Annotated in this window: 18 protein-coding genes; 5 read left to right on the plus strand and 13 right to left on the minus strand. The window is 64.5% G+C overall.

Features of this window, described 5'->3' with window-relative positions:
- The first annotated feature begins 65 nt into the window (after positions 1 to 65).
- Positions 66 to 269 carry a hypothetical protein gene (locus QWY79_RS14695; RefSeq protein WP_290274370.1) on the plus strand — a complete coding sequence of 68 codons (204 nt, stop codon included), beginning with the start codon at positions 66 to 68 and terminating at the stop codon, positions 267 to 269.
- Positions 270 to 288: 19 nt separating this feature from the next.
- Here QWY79_RS14695 and QWY79_RS14700 read toward each other — a convergent pair whose 3' ends face one another.
- The 12 genes from QWY79_RS14700 to QWY79_RS14755 all read right to left on the minus strand — a co-directional run bounded on the left by QWY79_RS14700 (position 289) and on the right by QWY79_RS14755 (position 13,069).
- Positions 289 to 1,236 (minus strand): transaldolase, encoded by a 948-nt coding sequence (locus tag QWY79_RS14700; protein WP_290274372.1) that lies wholly within the window; start codon positions 1,234 to 1,236, stop codon positions 289 to 291.
- 12 nt (positions 1,237 to 1,248) lie between these two features.
- Positions 1,249 to 2,739 carry a xylulokinase gene (gene xylB, locus QWY79_RS14705; protein WP_290274375.1) on the minus strand — a complete coding sequence of 497 codons (1,491 nt, stop codon included), beginning with the start codon at positions 2,737 to 2,739 and terminating at the stop codon, positions 1,249 to 1,251.
- Positions 2,740 to 2,750: 11 nt separating this feature from the next.
- Entirely contained in the window at positions 2,751 to 4,220 is a 1,470-nt protein-coding gene (locus QWY79_RS14710) for a mannitol dehydrogenase family protein (protein WP_290274377.1), read from the minus strand.
- A 112-nt stretch (positions 4,221 to 4,332) separates the two neighbouring features.
- Positions 4,333 to 4,962: a nucleoside/nucleotide kinase family protein gene (locus tag QWY79_RS14715; RefSeq protein ID WP_290274379.1), complete on the minus strand. Its 630-nt coding sequence runs from the start codon at positions 4,960 to 4,962 to the stop codon at positions 4,333 to 4,335.
- Between the two features lie 123 nt (positions 4,963 to 5,085).
- Entirely contained in the window at positions 5,086 to 5,862 is a 777-nt protein-coding gene (locus QWY79_RS14720; protein WP_290274382.1) for an L-iditol 2-dehydrogenase, read from the minus strand.
- Complete coding sequence (locus QWY79_RS14725) at positions 5,859 to 6,560, minus strand: HAD family hydrolase (protein WP_290274386.1); 702 nt, start codon at positions 6,558 to 6,560, stop codon at positions 5,859 to 5,861. Before QWY79_RS14725 ends, QWY79_RS14720 begins: the two co-directional genes overlap by 4 nt.
- 9 nt (positions 6,561 to 6,569) lie before the next feature.
- Complete coding sequence (locus tag QWY79_RS14730; protein ID WP_290274389.1) at positions 6,570 to 7,712, minus strand: ABC transporter ATP-binding protein; 1,143 nt, start codon at positions 7,710 to 7,712, stop codon at positions 6,570 to 6,572.
- Positions 7,713 to 7,724: 12 nt separating this feature from the next.
- Positions 7,725 to 8,603, minus strand: a complete 879-nt coding sequence (locus tag QWY79_RS14735; protein ID WP_435389795.1) for a carbohydrate ABC transporter permease — start codon at positions 8,601 to 8,603, stop codon at positions 7,725 to 7,727.
- A gap of 26 nt (positions 8,604 to 8,629) precedes the next feature.
- Entirely contained in the window at positions 8,630 to 9,520 is an 891-nt protein-coding gene (locus QWY79_RS14740) for a carbohydrate ABC transporter permease (protein WP_290274392.1), read from the minus strand.
- A gap of 82 nt (positions 9,521 to 9,602) precedes the next feature.
- Positions 9,603 to 10,922, minus strand: a complete 1,320-nt coding sequence (locus QWY79_RS14745; protein WP_290274394.1) for an ABC transporter substrate-binding protein — start codon at positions 10,920 to 10,922, stop codon at positions 9,603 to 9,605.
- Positions 10,923 to 11,425: 503 nt separating this feature from the next.
- On the minus strand, positions 11,426 to 12,376 hold the full coding sequence (locus QWY79_RS14750; RefSeq protein ID WP_290274396.1) for a sugar-binding transcriptional regulator: 951 nt from the start codon (positions 12,374 to 12,376) through the stop codon (positions 11,426 to 11,428).
- Positions 12,377 to 12,445: 69 nt separating this feature from the next.
- A complete protein-coding gene (locus QWY79_RS14755) occupies positions 12,446 to 13,069 on the minus strand; it encodes a DUF938 domain-containing protein (RefSeq protein WP_290274399.1) in 624 nt (207 codons plus the stop codon).
- 104 nt (positions 13,070 to 13,173) lie between these two features.
- Between QWY79_RS14755 and hutC the strand changes: the two genes are divergently transcribed.
- Positions 13,174 to 13,884 (plus strand): histidine utilization transcriptional repressor HutC, encoded by a 711-nt coding sequence (gene hutC / locus QWY79_RS14760; protein WP_290274401.1) that lies wholly within the window; start codon positions 13,174 to 13,176, stop codon positions 13,882 to 13,884.
- 74 nt (positions 13,885 to 13,958) lie between these two features.
- On the opposite strand, the gene QWY79_RS14765 is transcribed toward hutC, so the two are convergent.
- Positions 13,959 to 15,287 (minus strand): YjiH family protein, encoded by a 1,329-nt coding sequence (locus tag QWY79_RS14765; RefSeq protein WP_290274403.1) that lies wholly within the window; start codon positions 15,285 to 15,287, stop codon positions 13,959 to 13,961.
- Positions 15,288 to 15,600: 313 nt separating this feature from the next.
- Between QWY79_RS14765 and hutI the strand changes: the two genes are divergently transcribed.
- From hutI to hutU, 3 genes are read left to right on the plus strand one after another with little or no spacing between them, the layout of a single operon-like run.
- Positions 15,601 to 16,827 (plus strand): imidazolonepropionase, encoded by a 1,227-nt coding sequence (gene hutI, locus QWY79_RS14770; RefSeq protein WP_290274406.1) that lies wholly within the window; start codon positions 15,601 to 15,603, stop codon positions 16,825 to 16,827.
- Positions 16,817 to 17,758 carry a formimidoylglutamase gene (gene hutG / locus QWY79_RS14775; RefSeq protein WP_290274408.1) on the plus strand — a complete coding sequence of 314 codons (942 nt, stop codon included), beginning with the start codon at positions 16,817 to 16,819 and terminating at the stop codon, positions 17,756 to 17,758. The genes hutI and hutG overlap by 11 nt, the downstream gene beginning before the upstream one ends.
- Before the next feature lie 55 nt (positions 17,759 to 17,813).
- A complete protein-coding gene (gene hutU, locus QWY79_RS14780) occupies positions 17,814 to 19,493 on the plus strand; it encodes a urocanate hydratase (protein ID WP_290274411.1) in 1,680 nt (559 codons plus the stop codon).
- Positions 19,494 to 19,571 lie beyond the last annotated feature (78 nt).

Raw genomic sequence — 19,571 nt, forward strand, 5'->3', positions numbered from 1 at the left:
GCTCGGCCTGGTTGCCGCTCCGGATACGCAACGGCCATCGCGCAGGATGGCCCGAAGGAGATTGCATGAACATCGCCAAACGTTCGATTCTGATTAGCGCTTTGCTGACCGGGCTTCTGCTGGGAGGCTGCACGACCTATACCTGGCAGGACGGCAGTCGCGAGACGGTGTGGGGCGTACCCGCCGAGGATGAAACCAAGACTCGGCAGGAACGCCAGCGGGAAGGCCCGCGCTATCGCGTACCCGGTGAGATCCCGGAGGGGCGCTGATAACGCCCCGGAAGCAAACTTATCTGGCCAGACGCTCGGCCACACGCCGGGCCAGCGCTCGGTGATCCTCGTCGAAGCGGCGAATGCCCTCGGCCAGCTTGTCATTGGCCATGGGGTCGGCATTGTGCTGCCAGCGGAAACTGGCCTCGTCGATGGCTTCGCCCGGCGAGCCTTGCCCGCTGCCCATCTTGACGCGAGGGGCGACATCGCCCTCGCTGGAAGCCAGCTCCTCGAGCAGTGCCGGCGAAATGGTCAACCGTGGACAGCCCGCCAGGGCCAGCACCTGATCGACCGTACGGAAGCTGGCGCCCATCACCACCGTGGCATGCCCGCCTTGATCGGCACGCCGACAGACACCGCGCACGAATTGAACGCCGGGATCCTCGTCCGGCGCGTATTCCTGGCCCGTGGCCTGCTTGTACCAGTCGGTCACCCGCCCCACGAAGGGGGACACCAGGAAGACCCCGGCATCGAAGCAGGCCTGCGCCTGAGCATCGCTGAACAACAGAGTGAGGTTGCAGTTGATGCCTTCGCGTTCGAGGCGCTCGGCGGCGCGAATGCCTTCCCAGGTGGCCGCCAACTTGATCAGGATGCGTTCGCGTCCTACCCCTCGCTTGTCGTAGGCCTCGATCAACTCCCGGGCCTTGCGCAGACTGGCCTCGGTATCGAAGGACAGCGCGGCCGGTACCTCGGTGGATACCCGGCCGGGAATCAGGCCGGCAATCTCGCAGCCCTTGGCCACGGCGAGCCGGTCGATGGCTTCCGCCACCGCTGCATCGCCGTCCCCGGAGACGGCCGCCAGCTCCCGGTCGATCAGATCCTGATAGGCCGGCATGTCGAAGGCCTTGAGCAACAGGGAGGGGTTGGTCGTGGCATCCTGGGGACGGTAACGACGAATGGCGTCCAGATCACCGGTATCGGCCACCACGAGAGAATGTTCTCGCAGCGCATCGAGTCGCGTGGTCATGTCAAGCTCCTGTCAGTTGTTGGGGATGGCATGGTGGCGATGCAAGGCATCGCGATAACGGGCATAGACCCGGTGATAGGCCTCGACACTCGCGGGTTGCGGCTCGGCCGAGGCCGCCGGATCCAGATGTACCAGGCGCTCGCAGAGCGATGCCAGGCTGGTGGTGGCCCGGCGATCACACCAGGCCGCCTGCAAGGCCCCACCCAGCGCCGCGGCATCGGTGATCTGCGGGCAGACGACCGGGGTCCCGGTGATGTCGGCGACCATCTGTCGCCATACCGGACTGCGGGCACCTCCGCCGATCAGGCGAATCTGGCTGGCGCCCTCGGCCAGCGGTCCCAGCCGCTCGAGCCCATAACGCATGCCGAAGGTAGCGCTTTCCACCACGGCCCGGCACAGATTGGCCGAGGTGGTATTGACACTGTTGAGCCCCAGAAAGCTTCCGGTGGCCTGGGGCAAGGCCGGTACCCGCTCGCCATTGAAGAACGGCAGGGTCGTGACCCCTTCCGCCCCGATCGGCGCATGAGCGACCCGTTCGTTGAAGCCGGCGACGTCCAGCCCGAACATCTCGCGTACGCAATTGGTCGCCGAGGTCACATTCATGGTGCAGATCAACGGCAACCAGCCGCCGCTGCTGGCGCAGAAGTTGGCGACCATGGCGTCCTCGGCCACGACCGGTCGCTCGGAATAGGCACAGACCGTGCCCGAGGTTCCCAGGCTCAGCGTCACCAGTCCCGGCGCGATGTTGCCGGTGCCGATAGCCCCCAGCATGTTGTCGCCACCGCCACTGGCCACCAGGACGTCATCGCGCAGCCCCAGCTCGCGCGCCAGGGCCGGCCGCACCACGCCGGCCGGCTGCTCGGCCTCGATCAGACGCGGCAATACCCGCTCCGCATCGAGTTCCGGGGCAATCTCCGCCAGAACATCATGCCGCCAGCAGCGGCGATGCGTGTCGAAATAACCGGTACCCGAGGCATCGCCGGCTTCGGCGACCCGTTCGCCGGTCAACCAGAAATTCAGATAGTCATGCGGCAGCAGCAGTGTGGCGATGCGCCGATAGCGCTCGGGATGATGCGCCCTCAACCAGGCCACCTTGGAAGCGGTATAGCCGGTCTGCAGCACCAGCCCCAGCTTTTCCAGGCACCCCGCTTCGCCGCCCAGACGCGCGACCAGATGGGCATTCTCGGCCGCGGTTTCCGTGTCGCACCAAAGCTTGGCCGGGTAGACGGGCTCACCGGCCTCATCCAGGGCCACCATGCCGTGCTGCTGCCCGGATACGCCAATGGCGCGCACCTGCTGCGGATCGACCCGCGCTTGCGTCACCGCCGCCTTGAAGGCCTCGCGGAAGGCCGCGATCCAGTCGGCGGGGTGCTGCTCGCGACGCCCGTTCTCGCCCTCGTCCAACCGGTGCGCACGACTCGCTTCGCCGAGCAGGCGGCCGGCTTCCACATCGACGACCACCACCTTGGTACTCTGGGTGCCGCAATCCACTCCGATATACATCCTTTTCCCCCTCAAGCCTGGACCAGCGACTCAAGGGTAGCGCGTGCGCCGCCTTCGTGCAGGCTATCGAGCGCCGTGCGATACGCCTCGACGAAACGCGGCTGTGCGGCCAGATCGCCGAACAGCTCGCGCTGCTCGATGAAGGCCAGCGGCTGACGGGATTGCGCCACGGCCTTTAATGACTCGCTGAGCCGGTCCACCACCTCGATGGGCTCGCCGGCCTCGTCGATGCCCTCGGCGTAACGCGCCCAACTGGCCACCACGGCCGCGGCGCGATGCAGCTCGCCCCCGTTGGCCAACTGCTCGCGTATCACCGGCAGCAGCCACTTGGGAATCCGGTCGGAGCTCTCGGCGCACAACCGAGCCAGGGTGTCGCGGATCTCCGGATTGGCGAAACGCTGGATCAGGGTACGTCGATAGTCGTCGAGATCCACCCCGGGCAATTCCGCCAGGGTAGGCGACGCCTCCTTGACCATGTAATCGAGCAGGAAGTTGACGAAGAGCTCGTCCTGACAGACCTCATGGGCATAACGATAGCCGGCCAGGTAGCCGAAATAGCACAGCGCCTGATGGCTGGCATTGAGCAGACGCAGCTTCATCAGCTCATAGGGTTCGACATCCTCGACCAGCTGCACGCCGACGTCCTCGAATGCCGGCCGACCCTGGGTGAAGTGATCCTCGAGCACCCATTGGGTGAAGGGTTCACAGACCACCGGCCAGGCATCCTCGATGGTAAAACGCCGGGCCACCTCGTCGATGTCGTCAGGGGTGGTCACCGGGGTGATGCGATCGACCATGGAATTGGGAAACGCCACCTCGCGCCGCATCCATTCACCCAGCTCCGGATCCCGCGCCGCGGCGAAGGCACTGAACATGCGCTTGGCCACCTCCCCGTTGCCCTGGATGTTGTCGCAGGACATGACCGTGAACGGCGCCAGTCCCCGTTCACGACGCCGGGCCAGGGCCTCGGTCACCAGGCCGAAGCTGGTCCGCGGCAGGCTCGACGCTGTCAGATCCTGATGCACGGCGGGCTCGTCGAGATTGAATTCTCCGGTGACCGGGTGCAGGTTATAGCCGCCCTCGGTCACCGTCAGCGAGACGATTCGGATGGCCGGATCGGCCATGGCCTCGATCACCGCCAGCGGGTCCTCCGGGGCATGCAGGTAATCGATCATCGAGCCGATCACCCGCGGCTCGTAGCGACCGTCGGGATGCTTGACCACCAGGGTGTAGAGATGGTCCTGGGCCGACAGGATCTCTTTCATGCGGGCATCCCCCGGCATTACCCCGACCCCGATGATCCCCCAGTCATGGGCCTGTCCCCGGGACATCAGTTGGTCCAGATACATGGCCTGATGGGCGCGGTGAAAACCGCCGACGCCGATATGCACGATACCCGGCGTGATAGCGCCACGGTCATATTCGGGACGCGCCACCTTCGCCGGGAGCCGGGCTAACTGGTCGTTGCTGAGTCGTGTCATGTTCATCTCTCCTGGCGATTGTGGAGGGGTGCGACAAGCAAGCGCCCGTCGCCATGCTGCAGGCCCTGAGCGCTGCCGGCACAGTCCTGGCGTTGGTATGTGGCGTAATGGATTACACCGGGCGCCACGCCAGATCGGCGGCGACCGAGTGCGTCTTGATCAAGCGGGCATTGAGCATGTCCTTGTCGCGGGTGCGCTCGAGCGCCCCGTCAGGGTCCTGGCCCATTGCCTGCCAGCGTTCGAGAAGGCGGGCTTCCAGGAGGTCGTCATCGACATCCAGGAAGAGCGTGAAGTCGAAAATGTCATGCAGCGCCGACCAGGGGGCCTCGTCGAGCAACAGATAGTTGCCTTCCACGATGACCAGACGGTGACGCCGCGTGACCTGCCGCGCCCCGGCCCGGGCCAGATCCAGCGGACGGTCGAACACCGGCACGGCGACCGTATCCTCGCCGCGACGGATGCGCTCCAGATCATGCTGCAGGCCGGCGCAATCGAAGGTTGCCGGTGCGCCCTTGACCGGCAGCAGCCCACGGGGCTCGAGCACGGCATTGTCGAAGTGGTAGCCGTCCATGGGCACGACCACCGCACTGCCCGGCTCACGGTCATCGAGTGCCTGACACAGGGCTTGAGACCAGAAGGACTTGCCCGCCGCCGGCGGCCCGGCCAGCGCCACGATGAAGCGGTCACGCCGCTCCGCCGCCGCGAGCAGCCGAGCCACCACCTCATGAATATCGGATGTCATGTCAGCTGTCCTGCCTCCTTCGCATACTCCGACACTGGCAGGGTCGATCCGGGCGCGCAGTCGCATCCGGCCATCGACCGGTAAAGCCGGTATCCGTTCGACGCGCGACCGGCGCGAGGGATATCAGCTCATCCAGTTGCCGCCATCCACATTCAGGGTCTGCGCCACGATGTAGTCGCTGTCATCCGAGGCCAGGAAGGCGGCGGCACCGGCATAATCCTCGGGGCGGCCCATGCGGCCCATGGGCACTGCCTCCCCGACCAGCCGTTTCTTCTCTCCTGCCGGCCGACCCTCGTAACGGGCGAACAGCGCGTCCACCTCCGCCCACATGGGGGTATCGACGACCCCGGGCGCAATAGCATTGACGCGAATGCCATGCTCCACCAGCCCCAGGGCACAGGACTGGGTCAGGCTGATCACCGCCGCCTTGGTGGCACAGTAGGTGCTGACCAGAGCCTCGCCGCGTCGCCCCGCCTGGGAAGCCATGTTGATGATGGCCCCGCCCTGCCCGTGCTCGACCATGACCCGCGCCACGGCCTGCAGGGTGAAGAAGAGCCCCTTGACGTTGACGTCGAACTGGCGATCGAAACTGGCGGCCTCGACCTCCAGTACCGGGGCCATGTCAAACACAGCCGCATTGTTGACGAGAATATCGATCCGCCCGAAATGCTCCAGCACCTCCACCACCATGGCGTCGATCGACGCCTGATAGCGCACATCCAGTGACAGCCCCAGGGTTCTGTCGTCGTCGCCCAGCTGATTCAGGCCTTCATCGATGGCACGGGCGTCCACATCGGCAATCACGACGCGCGCCCCTTCGGTCAGATAACGACCGGCAATCGCCAGGCCGATGCCCTTGGCGCCACCGGTGATCACCGCCACCTTGTCGGCGAGTTTCATTTCCCCCTCCCCACACCCGTTAGTCGTTCGGGCCCTGTCTGTCGCCATTGAGCGACCAATCCCGGCAGTTCATGCATGCGTGCCATCACCTGCCAGCTACCGGCCGCACGCAGCCGTTCGGCCTGACCGGGCATGACGTGACTGGCCCCGGTGAAGCCGACCACCGTCATGCCGGCCGCACACGCCGCCGTGACACCGGCCACGCTGTCCTCGACCACCAGGCACTCGCCCGGTCGGCACCCCAGCTCATCAATCGCCAGCCGATAGACCGCGGGATCCGGCTTGGGCCGTGCCACCTGCTCGGCACAGAAGATCGGTGAATCGCCCAGACAGGCATTCAGGCCGGTATGCACCAAAGAGGCTCGAACCCGGCCGCGATGGCTGTTGGACACCACCGCCATCGACATGCCGAGTTCGCATATCGCCTCCTTCACCCCGTCGATGGCGGTGAGTTCCAGCGCCAGACGGCGCTCGATTTCGGCATCCATGGCACCCAGGGCATCGGCCGGCAGGTCATGCCGGCTGAAGGCCGCCAGCCGCTCCAGAATGGCGGCCGTCGTCAGCCCCAGGGCCTCGCCCAGTCGGGCATGAATATCGACATCCGGCAGCCAGGTCGCGAGTCGTTCGACCAGCGTCGCCTCGGCAATTGCCTCGCTGTCGACCAGCACGCCATCGCAGTCGAAGATCAACATCTCCATGGCGGCTCCTCAGGCATCGGCGTCGCTGGCCGCACGATGATCCTGGCGGGTCAGGGATGCCAGCGGGTGCCGCTCGAGGCTTTCCAGCGCCATGTCGTCGCCGGTGAAAAGATGACCGCGGCGCGGCTCGAAGCTGAAGCGCACGTCATCGCCGACCCGATGCGCCACATCGCCATCCACCATCAGGGTGATCAGATCGTCGTCCATCTCGACATACAGCGACGTCTGACCGCCCAGGCGCTCGATGACCTGAATCCGGCCCTGCAGCGGACCGCTCTCGTCGAGCACCAGATGCTCGGGACGCACACCCAGCGTCAGCGCCTCGCCCGGCTGACAGCCCGTGCCCTGCACCGGGACACGGGTGGTGTCCCCGCCGGGCAAGCGAATGGTGACCCCATCGGCGGCGGGCGACTCGGCAGTGACCGGTAGGAAGTTCATCTTCGGCGACCCGATGAAGCCCGCCACGAAGCGGTTGCGCGGATGGTGATAGAGCTCCATGGGCGACCCCACCTGCTCGACCACACCGCCCTGCAGGACAACGATCTTGTCGGCCATGGTCATGGCCTCGATCTGGTCATGGGTGACATAGATCATGGTCGCCTTGAGTTCTTCATGCAGACGAGCCAGCTCGATGCGCATCTGCACGCGCAGGGCCGCGTCCAGGTTCGACAGGGGCTCGTCGAACAGGAAGATGCTCGGATTGCGCACAATGGCCCGACCGATGGCCACACGTTGACGCTGACCGCCGGAAAGCGCCTTGGGCTTGCGATCCAGCAAGGGCTCAAGCTGCAGGATGCGGGCCGCCTCGAGCACCTTCTCGCGTCGCGCCTGCTTGTTCTCGCCGGCCAGCTTGAGGCTGAAGCCCATGTTGTCTTCCACCGTCATGTGCGGATACAGCGCATAGCTCTGGAAGACCATGGCCAGGCCCCGCTCGGCCGGTCCCAGGTCATTGACGCGCTGATTCTCGATGACGATATCGCCGGAAGTGGTGCTCTCGAGCCCGGCAATCATGCGCAGCAGCGTGGACTTGCCGCAGCCCGAAGGCCCGACGAAGACCACGAACTCCTGGTCCTTGACCTCCAGATCGACGCCCTGGATGACCTGGGTGTCCTCGAAGCTCTTGACGACGTTATTGAGTTGCAGAGTTGCCATGAAATTGTCCTCTTATTTGACGGCGCCGAAGGTCAGGCCACGTACCATCTGTTTCTGGGTGAGCCAGCCAAAGACCAGGATCGGTGCAATGGCCATGGTCGAGGCGGCGGAAAGCTTGGCCCAGAACAGGCCTTCAGGGCTCGAGAAGGACGCAATGTAGGCCGGCAGAGGGGCCGCCTGGGAAGTCGTGAGGTTCAGGCTCCAGAACGACTCGTTCCAGCTCAGGATCACCGACAACAGCCCCGTCGAGGCAATGCCCGGCAGCGTCAGCGGCATCAGCAGATAGGCAATCTCCTGCAGGGTACTGGCGCCATCCATGCGCCCGGCCTCGAGAATGTCCCGCGGCAGGTCCTTGAAGAAGGTGTAGAGCATCCAGACCACGATGGGCAGGTTCATCAGGGTATAGACGATGGTCAGTCCGGTCAGGGTATCGAGCAGCCCGAAATCGCGGAAGATCAGGTAGATCGGTACCAGCACCCCGACCGGTGGCAGCATCTTGGTCGACAGCATCCACAGCAGGGTGCCCTTGGTCCGCTTGGTCGGCAGAAAGGCCATGGAATAAGCCGATGGAATGGCAATCAACAGGGCCAGCAGGGTCGAGCCAAAGGCCACCACCACGCTGTTCCAGGCGAACTTGAAGTAGTCAGCCCGCGCCTGGACGTCGTGATAGTTCTCCAGCGTCGGCGAAAAGAACAGACTCGGCTCGGCGATCGCCTCGGCCTCCGTCTTGAAGCCGGTCAGGATCATCCAGAAGATCGGGAAGAAGATGACCAGCGCCACGGACCAGCCCAGCACGGCTATGCCCAGGCCACGCAGCCGCTTGGAGCGTACCGCGGCATCACCGCGGGCCGCATCCATGGGCGCATCCTTGTTCGACAGGGTCGTCGTCATGGGAATATCTCCTCGGCTTGGCCGGTTCACTCTTCCAGGTTCTTGGCCACCATGCGGACCAGGAAGATGGCGACGATGTTGGCGAGAATGATCGCGATCACCCCACCGGCAGACGCCGTGCCGACATCGAAGTCGAGCAGGGCTCGGATATAGATCAGATATGCCAGGTTGGTGGTCGCCAGCCCCGGCCCACCCGAGGTGGTGACGAAGATCTCGGCGAATACCGTCAGCAGGAAGATCATCTCGATCATGATCACCACACTGATGGCTCGCTTGAGGTGCGGCAGCGTGATGTAGAAGAAGATGGCAATGGGACCGGCACCGTCCATGCGTGCTGCCTCGACCTGATCGTCATCCAGGGACTGGATGGCCGTCAGCAGGATCAACAGCGCAAAGGGCAGCCATTGCCAGGACACGATGATGATGATCGAGGTCAACGGCAGGCTGGAGAACCAGTCCACCGCCGGCAGCCCGAAGGATTCCGCCAGCCAGGCCAGCACCCCGTTGGCCGGATGCATCATCATGTTCTTCCAGACCAGGGCACTGACGGTGGGCATGACGAAGAACGGCGATATTGCCAGCACCCTCGCCACGCCACGCCCGAAGAAGTCCTGCTGAAAGAGCACGGCCAGCAGAGTGCCCCCGACGACGGTAATCGCCAGCACCCACCCGACCAGTAGCAAGGTTGTGCCCATGGCCGACCACAGGGCCGGATCGGTGAGCAGGTATTCGTAATTCTCGGTGCCGGCGAATCCTTTCATGCCGGGCATCAGGAGGTTGTAGCGCTGGAAGGAGAACCACACGGTCATCGCCAGTGGTATCAGCATCCAGAGCAGCAGCAGGGTTACCGCGGGGGCCTGCAGCGAGAGGGTACGCAGACCGCCGACGGTACGACCGGAGGCACGAGTCTTGTTCATGGGTCGTTACTCGTCGGTTGTAATGCCAGCAAGGGCGGGAAACGCGGCGGTGCCGGAACACCGCCGCGGATGGCACAAGCGATCACTCGATGTACCCGGACCTCTCCATGGCACGTTCGGTTGCACGCTGGGCGGAGTCCAGCGCCTGTTCGACGCTGACCTGACCGGTCAATGCCGAGGCGATCATCTGGCCTACCTGGGTGCCGATCGACTGGAACTCGGGAATGCCGGCAAACTGCACCCCGACATAGGGATTGGGCTCCAGGGTGGAGTCCAGCGGATCCGCCTTACGGATGGCGTCGACCACGAAGCCGGCGAACGGAGCTTCCTCCTGATAGCGCTCACTGGCATAGGTGGACTCGCGCGTGCCGGGAGGTACGTTGGTCCAGCCTTCACGCTCCGCAACCAGGTTGACGTAGTCTTTCGACGTCGCCCAGCGAATGAAGGTCTTGGCCGCTTCGGTGGATTCCGAGGAGCTCGGAATCGCCAGCGCCCAGGACCACAGCCAATGCGACCCCTTGGGGGTCTCGGCCACCGGCGCGGGCGCAAAGCCGAGCTGATCGGCGACCTTGGACTCGTCGGGATCGAACAGCTTGCCGGCTGCCGAGGTGGCATCGACCCACATGGCACAGCTGCCTCGCGAGAACAACGCCAGGTTCTCGTTGAAGCCGTTGGAGCTGGCTCCCGCCGGTCCATAGTCGTTGAGCAGGTTCACATAAAAGGAAACCGCTTCCTGCCATTCCTCACTGTTGATCTCGGGGTTCCAGTCCATGTCGAACCAGCGCCCGCCATGGGTATTCACCAGGGTGGACACAAAGGCCATGTTCTCGCCCCAGCCCGGCTTGCCACGCAGGCAGATGCCGGCGACTTCATTCTCGGGATCATGCAGCTCGCCGGCCCAGGAACGCACCTCGTCCCAGGTCGGCTGCTCGCTCATCTCGATCCCCGCCTGCTCGAACAGATCCTTGCGAAAATACATCATCGAGCTTTCGGCATAGAACGGCAGCGCATGCAGGGTACCCTCATGGCTCAGACCGTCTCGCACCGGCTTGAGCAGGTCGTCCTGATCATAGGATTCCGGCAGATCATCCAGGGGCTCCAGCCAGCCACGCTCGGCCCAGATCGGCGCTTCATAACTGCCGATGGTCATGACGTCGAACTGCCCGCCCTGGGTGGCAATATCCGTCGTCATGCGTTGACGCAGGACATTCTCCTCGAGCACGACCCAATCCAGGGTAATATCCGGATGCGCCTTCTCGAAGGCGTCGGTGAGGCTCTGCATGATCACCATGTCGTTGTTGTTGACGGTGGCAACCGTGATGGTTTCTGCCTGGGCCGCCGTGGTGGCGGTGGTCCCCAGTGCCGCAAGCGCGGCCAGCGGAAATAGACGATGACGCTGCATGGCATGCTCCTGTTGATTCGACGCCTTCACAGGAAGGCCTTCTTGTTGTTGCTCGACGGGGCCAGACCCCACGCTGATCCGATCAATGAAATCAGCGATTGATCAAATGATCGATCAAGGGCGCGTAAAACGCAAAGCCGAGAGGCTTAGACTTTAGGCTAGGCTGGGGATGCGAGCTGCGAGGTTCGAGGTTCGAGGTTCGAGGTTCGAGTTACGAGCGACGAGCTTCGAGCAGCGAGCTGCGAGGTTCGAGTTACGAGCGACGAGCTTCGAGATTCGAGCGGCGGGTAGCGAACTTCGGGGTCAGGGGTCAGGGGTCAGGGGTCAGGGGTCAGGGGTCAGGGGTCAGGGGTCAGGGGTCAGGGGTCACTTCAAGCTTCAAGCTTCAGGCTTCAGGCTTCAAGCTTCGAGTCATCGACTCCCAACCGCTCGTTTCTCGTTTCTCGTCTCTCGTTTCTCGCCGCTGGTTGCTCGTTTCTCGCTCGACGCTCGCCCTTAGCGGCCTAGATATGCTCGACGATATAACGCGCCGCCTGCTCATCGGTCACCAGACTCTTCAACCAGCCACCCCGCAGCGCAGCCAGGATCGCCGGTGCCTTGCTGCGGCCTCCTGCCAGCGCCACCATTTCCTGATCACGCAACATCGACAACGGCAGACTGGTGACGCGCCAGCTGGTCGAACAGTCGATCAGTTCACCGTGGGCATTCATCGGCCAGCCCAGCAACTCGCCGACGGCTTCCCGCTCAAGCAGCTCCTCGAGTTCGACCTCGCTGATGAAATGGTCCTGGAAGAGTGTCGCCTGGCGGTCGATGCGCCCTACCCCGATGAAAGCCGCCTCGGACTGATGCGCCACACCGGCAATCGCCTGAAACAATGGTTGCCCCAGCAGCGCTTCCTTTTCCTGAACGGAGCCCGCCACCACCGGTGCCGGCAGCAGAAACCGCTCACTGCCGGTCTTGTCGGCCAGCAACATGACACCGTCATAACGGTTGGCCGAGCCATCCCGGGCAATATTGCCGACCAGCGAGACGATGCGATGCTGCGGTCGATCGAGCCGGCGCAGTGACTCGACCATGGCACGTACCGAACGCCCGGTGCCCAGCGACAGGGTCAGGGGGTCGGAGCGCTCGAGGAGCCGCGCCAGCCGTTCGGCCCCCGCCACGGCCAGATACCGAGCATTGTCGCCCCCGGCATCGGCATCCGCCGGCACCACATCGCAGAAGCCCAGATCGAAGGCATCGCGAATGGTCTGCGAAAGTGCCGTGCACTGCGCGATGGGGTGATCGATATGCACCTTGACCAGGCCTTCCTGGCGCGCCAGGGCCAGCAAGCGCTGCACCCCGGGACGCGACACCCCGAGCTGGGCGGCGATCTCGTCCTGCGTCCGCCCACCGACATGCGACAGCCAGGCCGCCCTCGCCGCCTGATCCAGCTTGACCTCATACTTGTCCACGCTATGCACTCACTGACGAATGGGTAGTCGACCTATCTTCGCAACCCGACCGACCCGACACAACGCCGCTTATTCGCGGCGCAGTACCAGACTGAGATTATTGGCCGGCATCTCGACCACACGATCCAGAACGAGACCCTGGTTGTTTGCCTCGGCCACGACGGTGCCCAGATCACGAATCCCCCAGCGCGGATCCCGTTGCTGCAGATCGGCATCGAAAGCCGCATTGCTGGAGGCCGTATGCCGCCCATCGCGCCGATAGGGCCCATACAGATAGAGCACACCCTGCGTCACCAGCTTCTCGCCGGCGCGAGTCAGTAACGCCTCGGTAACCTGCCAGGGCGAGATATGCACCAGATTGATGGCCACGATGGCATCCAGCTTACCATCCGGCCACTCCCGGCTCGCATCCAGACGGATGGGAGTGGCGAGATTGTCGGGGCCGTAGGCAGTTCTCCAGGCCTCGATGGACGCCAGCGACTCATCCTCCAGGTCGCTGGGCTGCCAGCGCCAGCCCGGCATCGCCGTCGCACAATGCAGGGCATGCTCGCCACTGCCGCTGGCCAGCTCCAGCACCTCGGCCTGCTCCGGCAGCACCGCCTGCAGGACCTCGAGAATGGGTTGCCGGTTACGCACCGCGGCGGGGCTGCTGAGGGGCGTCGGGGATGTGCCCCAACGATTAGTTCGTGACATCATGAACTCCTGGGCATTGTACGAAAGTGCCTGGAACACGGGACGGCGGTTATCGCCGTTCTGATATTTTCCGTTTCCACCAGAATGGACGCACAGGATAACGCATGGCCGGCTCCCTGCCCCTCTACCTGAAGATACAACGACATCTGCTTGATAAGATTCACAGCGGCGACTGGCCTCCGCAATACCGAATTCCCCCTGAAGAACGGCTCGCCGAAGAATTCGCGGTCAGTCGCATGACCGCCAACAAGGCCATCCGCGACCTTGTCCAGAAGGGATACCTGACGCGTCAGCCGGGAGTCGGTACATTCGTCACCGACCGCAAGGCGGAATCCTCGCTGATCGAGGTTCACAACATCGCCGAGGAAGTCCGCAGTCGAGAACACGTCTACACCAGCGAAGTCCTGCGTGCCGAAGCATTGGACGCCGACGACGAAACCTCGGTTTACCTGGGAGTCCGCAACGGCGCCCGGGTCTTCCATACCCTGATCGTGCATCGCGAGGATGGCGTGCCCATTCAGCTCGAGGACCGCTACGTCAATCCCAGCCGAGTGCCCCACTACCTGGAGACGGATTTCACCCGGCATACACCCAATGAGGTGCTGGTGGCGGCCTGCCCGATCAATGATGTGGAGCACGTCGTCGAAGCCGTGCTGGTCGACGTCGACACCGCACAGCGACTCGACATCACCCCCCACGAACCCTGCCTGAGAATGATCCGGCGCACCTGGTCAGGGGACCACCTGATCAGCTACGCCCGCCTGATCCACCCCGGCGACCGATACAAGCTGCGTTCCTCGCTGCATACCAACTGAACGGCGTCGACCGGCGCTGATGTCACCCCGGCGCCCCTCCCACTTCCAAGGCCCTGCGACGCACGCCATGCTCCTCAAGCGGCCAGTGCCTGCACCAGGTAACCCGCCGGCACTGCCAGCAGCAGGCTCAAGGCCACCCGCAGGAACCATACGACCACGATGCGCCCTACCGACAACGGGATACTGGTGGACAGGATGCAGGGAATCGAGGCCGAGAAAAACAGTACCGAGGAAACCGACACCACACCGGCGGCGAAGCGTGCCACAAGGCCGGCATCGCCCATCAGCAGGGCCGGCAGGAACATCTCGGCGAGCCCCGCTGCCGAAGCCTGGGCCAGGGCGGCGGCTTCATCCAGCCCCCAGATTGCCACGAAGGGATAGAAGGCCCAGCCGAGCCACTCGAACAAGGGTGTGTACTTGGCCAGCAAGAGGCCGGCCAGCCCCACCGACATGATCGACGGCAGGATACTGATCGCCATCAGCAGCCCCTCGCGGAAATTCAGCGCCACGCTAGACAGCAGGCTCGGCGCCCGCTCGGCCACCTCGAGCCCGGTACGCCAAGCGGTGGCGAGACGACGCCCCGACACGGCCTCCGGCTCACCGTCACGCTTGCTGTCATCCATGCTCGACAGGGGCGGAATCCGTACCGTGATCGCGGTCACCGTGAACGTGATGGCCAGAGTCAACCAGAAGTAGAGATTCCAGATCTCCATCAAACCCAGCGTCTTGGCGACGATGATCATGAAGGTCGCCGATACCGTGGAGAAGCCGGTGGCGATGATCGCCGCCTCCCGAGCCGAATACTGTCCCGCCTGGTAGACCCGGTTAGTGATCAACAGGCCGATGGAATAGCTGCCGACGAAGGACGCCACGGCATCGATCGCGCTCCGCCCCGGCGTGCGCCACACCGGCCGCATCACCGGCTGGACCAGTACACCGATCAGCTCGAGCAGGCCGAAACTGATCAGCAGCGCCAGAAAGATGGCACCGATCGGCACGATCAGTCCCACCGGAATGACCAACTTGTCGAACAGAAACGGCAGCATGTCCGATTCGTGCAGAAAGTCGGGCCCCCAGCCGGTCAAGGCCATCACCGCTGCCGCCACACCGGCCAGCTTGAGCACGGTAAAGACCCGCTCGGTCATGCTGCGCCGCCAGCTTCCCTTGATCAGGGGATAGAGCGCCCCGGCGACGATCAGCGCCAGAGCATAAATGCCACTGCCCTCGCCCAGCAGGCTTCGCGCACCGGTCACCATGTGATCCAGCGGGATCGTCGTATTGCCACCGAGCGTCATCGGCACGAAGAAGATCAGTACCCCGACGAGGCTTGGGACGAACAGCTTGAACACAGTGGCCGTCGAGGGACCCCGACGCCGGGAATTGTCGGATGAGGAACTCGCCATGGAAGGCTCCTGGATCGTCTTTGTGGGCTGGGGTGTTCTTGTGGGGATGCAAAGTGTCGGACTATTTGTATATACAACAGACCAAAGAGTTACGCCATTCTCCCCTGGTCTTCAGCCTTAATACTTTGGTCGTACCCTTGCAGGACAACTTGACCAAAAGCATCCATGTAGTCAGTTAAAATATTGATTTTAATTACTTAATCACACTGCTTCGCGACTTTTCAACTTTCGAAAGGAGCGCATCACACAGGATGACGAAGACACAAGAATGCGCTAGCCTTTTGTATATACAAATGCACCAGGAGGCGTCAGCATGACCCACCCCCGGACTCACCGACTCTGGCAGGACGTCACCGTCTTCGATGGCCAGCAGACCCTGCCCGATTCCATGGCAGTGATCGTCGAGGACGACCGCATCCACTCCCTGATCCCGATGCGTGAACTCTCGGCCTCCCTCGCCGATACATGCCTTCCGATGGGCAGCGGCGGCGTAATGACGCCGGGCCTGGTCGATTGCCACACCCACCTGGTATTCGGCGGCGGTCGCGCCGACGAGTTCGAGTCGCGTCTGGAAGGCGTCAGCTACGAGGAAATCGCCCGACGCGGCGGCGGCATCATCAGCACCGTGCGCGACACGCGCGAAGCCAGCCAAGACGCGTTGTTCGCCGCTGCCCTGCCACGACTCGACGCTCTGCTCGCCGACGGCGTGACCACCGTGGAGATCAAGTCGGGCTACGGCCTAGACGTGGAGAACGAGCTCAAGATGCTGCGCGTCGCCCGCCGCCTCGGCGAGGCCCGGCCGGTGCGCGTCGTCACGACTCTGCTCGGCGCCCACGCCCTGCCGCCGGAATACGCAGGCGACAGTGACGGATACATCGACCTGGTCTGCGACAAGATGATCCCGGCGGCCGCGGCCGAGGGGCTGGCCGACGCCGTCGACGTCTTCTGCGAGAAGATCGCCTTCTCGGTGGCCCAGTGCGAGCGCGTCTTCGAAGCGGCCCGGGGCCATGGCCTGCCGATCAAGGCCCATGCCGAACAGCTGTCCAATCTGGGCGGCTCTGCCATGGCCGCCCGTCACGGAGCCCTGTCCGCCGACCATATCGAATATCTCGACGACGCCGGCATCGCCGCCATGCGCGATGCCGGCAGCGTGGCGGTGATCCTGCCGGGCGCCTTCCACACCCTGCGCGAGACCCAGCAGCCGCCCATCGCCGGGCTACGCGAGGCCGGCGTACCGATGGCCGTCGCCACCGATGCCAACCCCGGCAGCTCACCACTGTTCATGCCGACCCTGATGCTCAACATGGCCTGCACCCTGTTCCGCCTCACCCCGCGAGAGGCACTGACCGGCATGACCGCGCACGGCGCCCGGGCGCTGGGAATGCCCGAACTCGGCAGGTTGCGCGAAGGTGCGCCTGCCGATCTCTGCCTCTGGAACATCGACACCCCGGCGGAACTCGCCTATGCCGTCCAGCCCGGTCGACTGCGCCAGCGCGTCGTCGCCGGCCAACCCGTGGAGGATCAGGCGCATGGCCACTGAGATCGACATGAGTCCCTGGCAGGGCCGCGTTGACCCCGAGCCCGACAGCGATCGCTGGCATCAACGCGTCGCGCCTCTCGCCGAGGACGCCCCGAGCGGGTGTGCCCTGCTCGGATTCGCCAGCGATGCCGGTGTGGCTCGCAACCAGGGCCGGGTCGGCGCCGCCGACGGCCCCGCCACGATCCGTCGTGCTCTCGCGCCATTGGCCTGGCATCGCCAGGGACCGGCCTTCGACGCCGGCGACGTGAGCTGCGACGGCGACGCCCTGGAAGCCGCCCAGGAGGCACTGGCCGAGCGCCTGGCCCCATTGCTCGACGCCTGCCACCTGCCCATCGTGCTCGGAGGTGGCCACGAAGTCGCCTACGCCAGCTGGCAAGGGCTCGCCCGGCACCTCGCGCCCCGCGAGACACGACCGCGTGTCGGCATCATCAACCTCGATGCCCACTTCGACCTGCGCGACCCGGTCCATGTGCGCTCCTCCGGGACTCCCTTCTCGCAGATCGCCGAAGCGTGTCAGGCCAATGGCTGGCCGTTTCGCTACGCCTGCCTCGGCGTCAGCCGGGCCGCCAACACCCGAGCGTTGTTCCGGCGCGCCGACGACCTGGGCGTGTTGATCCGTGAGGATCGCGACATCACGCACACCGGAATCGACGCCATCCGGCGCGACCTGGAACGTTTCATCGCTCGTTGCGACGCCCTCTACCTGACCATCGACCTGGATGTCCTGCCCGCCGCCGAAGCACCGGGCGTCAGCGCGCCGGCGGCGCGCGGCGTGCCCCTGGCACTGATCGAGCCCCTGGTAGAAACGGTACGCAACAGCGGCAAGCTGCGCCTGGCCGACCTCGCCGAGCTGAATCCCGAGCATGACATCGATGGCCGCACCGCCAGAGTGGCGGCACGCCTCGTTCACCTACTGACCCTGAACGGCTGAGTCTGCAGTCCGGCCGTCAGCCCCCTTACCGTGAGACCCTGCGAGGAACCAAGAAATGTCCCATACCGACAAGCGTCACGACCCCAGCCGCGAGATCGCCGCCCCCACCGGCAGCGAGCTCACCTGCAAGAGCTGGCTCACCGAAGCACCGCTGCGCATGCTGATGAACAACCTGCACCCGGACGTCGCCGAGCGCCCGGAGGACCTGGTGGTCTACGGCGGCATCGGCCGCGCCGCCCGGGACTGGGAATGCTACGACAAGATCGTCGAGACCCTTCGGCGCCTGGAAGACACTCAGTCGTTGCTGATCCAGTCCGGCAAGCCGGTGGGGGTGTTCGAGACCCACAAGGACGCGCCCCGCGTGTTGATCGCCAATTCCAACCTGGTACCGGCCTGGGCCAACTGGGAGCACTTCAACGAGCTGGATAAAAAGGGCCTGATGATGTACGGCCAGATGACCGCCGGCTCCTGGATCTACATCGGCTCACAGGGCATCGTCCAGGGCACCTACGAGACCTTCGTGGAGGCCGGCCGCCAGCATTACGACGGTACCCTCGAGGGACGCTGGATCCTCACCGCCGGTCTCGGCGGCATGGGCGGCGCCCAGCCACTGGCCGCCACCCTGGCCGGCGCCTGCTCGCTCAACATCGAGTGCCAGCAATCGCGCCTCGACTTCCGCCTGCGCACCCGCTATCTCGACGAGCAGGCCGAGGACCTGGACGACGCCCTGGCTCGCCTCGAGCGCTACACCGCCGAGGGCAAGGCGGTATCCATCGGCCTGTGTGCCAACGCCGCCGAGGTGCTTCCGACCATGGTCGAGCACGGCGTGCGTCCGGACATGGTCACCGACCAGACCAGTGCCCACGACCCGCTGCACGGCTACTTGCCCGCCGGCTGGACCTGGGACGACTATGTCGCTCGCGGCAAGACTGAACCCGAAGCGGTGGTCAAGGCTGCCAAGCGCTCCATGGCCGTGCACGTGCAAGCCATGCTCGACTTCCAGCAGCAAGGCATCCCGACCTTCGACTACGGCAACAACATTCGCCAGATGGCCCAGGAAGAAGGCGTCGAGAACGCCTTCGATTTCCCCGGCTTCGTACCAGCCTATATCCGCCCGCTGTTCTGCCAGGGCGTCGGGCCCTTCCGCTGGGCGGCACTGTCCGGCGACCCCGAGGACATCTACAAGACCGACCAGAAGGTCAAGGAACTGATCCCCGACGACCCGCACCTGCACAACTGGCTGGACATGGCCCGCGAACGCATCAGCTTCCAGGGCCTGCCGGCTCGAATCTGCTGGGTCGGCCTCAAGGATCGTGCCCGTCTCGGCCAAGCCTTCAACGAGATGGTCAGAAACGGCGAGCTCAAGGCGCCGGTGGTCATCGGTCGCGATCACCTGGACTCCGGCTCGGTGGCCAGTCCCAACCGCGAGACCGAGTCGATGATGGATGGCTCCGACGCCGTCTCCGACTGGCCGCTGCTCAACGCCCTGCTCAACACTGCCGGCGGCGCCACCTGGGTCTCGCTGCACCACGGCGGCGGCGTGGGCATGGGCTACTCCCAGCATGCCGGCGTGGTGATCGTCTGCGACGGCAGCGATGATGCCCATGCCCGCCTCGGCCGGGTGCTGCGCAACGACCCGGGGACAGGCGTGATGCGACACGCCGACGCCGGCTATGACACCGCCAAGGAGTGCGCCAAAGAGAATGGACTCGACCTGCCGATGCAAACTAAGTAGCACTCGGGGATATCAGCAACGCGTAACATGATAGATGACGGTGCTTTCGTGCGACGAGCAAGTCAGCACCATTTATAA

The organism is Halomonas sabkhae, from assembly GCF_030409265.1.
Lineage (GTDB): Bacteria > Pseudomonadota > Gammaproteobacteria > Pseudomonadales > Halomonadaceae > Halomonas > Halomonas halmophila.